The organism is Pseudonocardia sp., from assembly GCF_025965585.1.
Taxonomy (GTDB): Bacteria; Actinomycetota; Actinomycetes; order Mycobacteriales; family Pseudonocardiaceae; genus Pseudonocardia.
This window is the reverse complement of the sequence record NZ_JAOPWR010000093.1, coordinates 1-3093: the sequence shown is the minus strand read 5'-3', so window position 1 is coordinate 3093 and position 3093 is coordinate 1. Positions and strand designations below refer to the sequence as shown.

Sequence of the window (3093 nt, the reverse complement as noted above, 5' to 3'; positions counted from 1 at the left end):
CCACGCCCCCATGGCCGCACTGGTCATCGTGTTCGAGCTGACCGGGCAGTACTCGATCATCCTGCCGCTGATGGCCGCCGTCGCCCTCGCCACCGGCATCAGCCACCTCGTCTCCCACAAGACGATCCACACCCTCAAACTGCTCCGCCGCGGCGTCGACATCGACGCCGACCAGACGCCCGACCTCCTGCGCACGATGACCGTCGAGGAGGCGATGCGCCCGGTGCCCGAGCCGGTCAGCCGCGAAACCCCGACCACCGAGGTCGCCCGGATCCTCGGTACCTCCCGCTACGGCGCGCTGCCCGTTCGCGGCCCCGACGGTTATCTCGGCGCCGTCCTCGCCACCGACGGCGACGCGCCGGAGGGAACCGCCGTCGCAGCGGCCGATCGCGCGGTCCGGCTACCCACGCTCCGACCCGGCGACACCCTGCACGACGCGGTGACGCTGCTGCACGAGCACGAGACCACCGGGTTGCCCGTGGTAGGCGCCGACGGCGTCGAGCCGGTCGGCTGGCTCGACCACCGCGATGTCCTCGCCGCCTACGCGGCGGTTCAGGCCGAGGAGACCCGGACCGTCGTCGATCCCGCGCCCGGCGCGGGGACAGCGCCACGGACCGGCACGTCGTAGGCGGCCCACACCGGATCCGGAGGCGGCCACCGTCACCCGCACCGCGATGTTCGATCCCCGCTCGGCCACCGCGAGCCCGCACCACCACGAGTGCGCTTGCGCGAGCCACTCGTCGTCGGGCTCGCGAATCGCATGCAGGACCAGCCGGTGGCCGTCCGCCGCGAAGACCGCCCCGTTCTCCGCCACCCCGGTCCGGTGCGGTGCGGCTGGCGACCGTAGTCGAACCGGGGGGGCGATCTCGACTTCGTAGCTCATCCGGCCGCGCAGGCACTGCAGGATGCGCACCAGTCGGTGGTTGCCGGTGGCGGCGCTCCCGGCGGGGGCATGAAGTCGACGACCTGGCCCAGCCCGGCCTCCTCTGGCGCGCTTCACCCCGGTCGGATGATTTCTCCCCACCCGCTGGGCTCAGCGGGCCGGCGGCCGTAGTCCGCCCTGGATGCCGCCGCCCACTGGACCGGGCGGTCCGGGCGGCCGGAGGTCGGCTGCGACGCGACTTCATTCCCAGCGGGTGATGCGGCCGACCGTCGCCCACGGCACTGTTGCTCGACGTGCGCATGAGGCTCGCGGCCCACCTGCGCTCTCGTCAGGTCGCTCGCGTCATCTACGGCGCGATCAGCGGCACTTGTTCGACGACGCCGCCGCAATCGCCTTCGGTGTCGCCGTCCCTGCCGTGTCCTTCCTGCCGGCGGCGGTCGGCGTGATCAGGACGGAGGCCGCCTTCACGCTGGCGAGGTGGGGCGGTTCGTCTTGGTCGGCTTGTAGGGCTACTGGGCGGCCCGCTTTCCCGGCGCTTCGGTTCTCCGGGGACTGGCACAGGCCGGTCCGGTCGGACTGGTCGCTGCCTTCCTGATCGTGCTCGAGGCGGCGCTGTACTCAAGGCGGCGCTGCACCAGCCACCGGCAGCGGCGCGCACCGCGAGCACCCGCAGGCCGTCGGCTGCCGACGGGGGTTCCGCCCTGCCCGGATGCCGAATTCACCCGGGCTGGATGAGGTGCCCGGCCGGCCAGGCCCGGAGCCTAGGGGGTCGGACCGTCGGCGCACTGCGTGCCGGTCGGCGTCGTGGAGGCACGGCCCTTAGGCGGAGGGAATATCCATGCGAATCGTTATTGATCTGAATCGGTGCCAAGGGTATGCGCAATGCGTTCCGCTGGCGCCGGAGGTTCTCCAGCTCAGCGGTGAGGAGGCGCTGCTGTATGACCCCAACCCGGCGGACTCGCTGCGCCAGCACGTCCTGCGAGCCGCGGCGTCCTGCCCGGTGCAGGCCATCATTCTGGACCGACTGGACGAGAACGGAGAATTAGCGTGACGGGCGCCGCGCTCCTCGCCGACCTGGCGATGACGGAGTTCAAGACCAGCGGCCGGATTGTCATCATCGGCGCCTCCCTGGCTGGGCTGCGCGCCGCCGAAACCTTACGCGACGAGGGCTTCAACGGGAAGCTCACCATCATCGGGGATGAGAAACACGAACCGTACGACCGGCCGCCACTTTCCAAGCAGGTGCTGAAGGGATTGGCGCGGGCCGACGGCACTGTGCTCCCGCGAATGCGAAAGGTCGATGCGGACTGGCGGCTGGGGGTGGCCGCTACCGGGCTCGATCGCCATGCCAAGCAGGTGCAGCTCGCCAACGGCGAACAGGTTCCGTTCGATCGTCTGCTGATCGCGACCGGTACGCGCGCACGGCAATGGTTCAACCCCGAAGAGGCCGCACTCGAGGGAGTGCTCACGATCCGCACGTCCGATGACGCGCAACGACTGCGGGCGGCACTGGCGGCCAGACCGGGCCGCGTGCTGATCGTCGGCGCCGGGTTCATCGGCTCGGAGGTGGCCTCGGTCTGCCGCCAGCTCGGTCTCCAGGTGACCGTCGCCGAGCGCGCCGATGGCCCGCTCGTCGGCGCTCTGGGAGGTGTGATCGGCGACATCGCCGCCGAAATACAGCGAGACCATGGAGTCGACCTGCGCACCGGCGTCTCGGTCGAGGCGCTGGAGGGAGACGGGCAAGGTCACGTGCGCCGTGCCCGGCTCTCCGACGGGACCACGCTCGACGTCGACCTGGTCATGCCATCGCTTGGTTCGATCCGCAACACCGAATGGCTGCAGGGGGCGGGGCTGGCCAGCGGCCCGTGGGGTGTTGGCTGCGACGCGGGCTGCCGCGCCTTCGACGCCAATGGAGTGGTGACCGACCACATCTTCGTCGCGGGCGACATCGCCCGCGCCCCGCACGTGTTGTACGAATACCAGTTCCTCGTACTGGAGCATTGGGACAACGCCACCTTCGGCGGCCAGGTCGCCGCGCACAACATGGTGAGCCTCGAGCCCGACCGCCGTCCGCATCTGCCGTTGCCCGCCTTCTGGTCGGGCCAGTTCGGCGTCAACATCAAGGGCGTCGGCGTGGGCCCCTTCGCGGACGAGATCGTCATCACCCAGGGATCGGTGAAGGATCGACGTTTCGCCGCCGCCTATGGGCG

The 3093-nt window shown here is 70.6% G+C and carries 3 protein-coding genes; all 3 read left to right on the top strand.

The features are described from left to right. The coding region (locus JWR81_RS05955; protein ID WP_297647760.1) for a CBS domain-containing protein at positions 1-628 on the top strand (628 nt) is incomplete at its 5' end. Positions 629-1721: 1093 nt separating this feature from the next. Beyond that, entirely contained in the window at positions 1722-1934 is a 213-nt protein-coding gene (locus JWR81_RS05950) for a ferredoxin (protein ID WP_297647757.1), read from the top strand. Continuing rightward, on the top strand, positions 1931-3093 hold a 1163-nt coding region (locus JWR81_RS05945), incomplete at its 3' end, for an FAD-dependent oxidoreductase (RefSeq protein WP_297647753.1). The genes JWR81_RS05950 and JWR81_RS05945, both read left to right, overlap by 4 nt.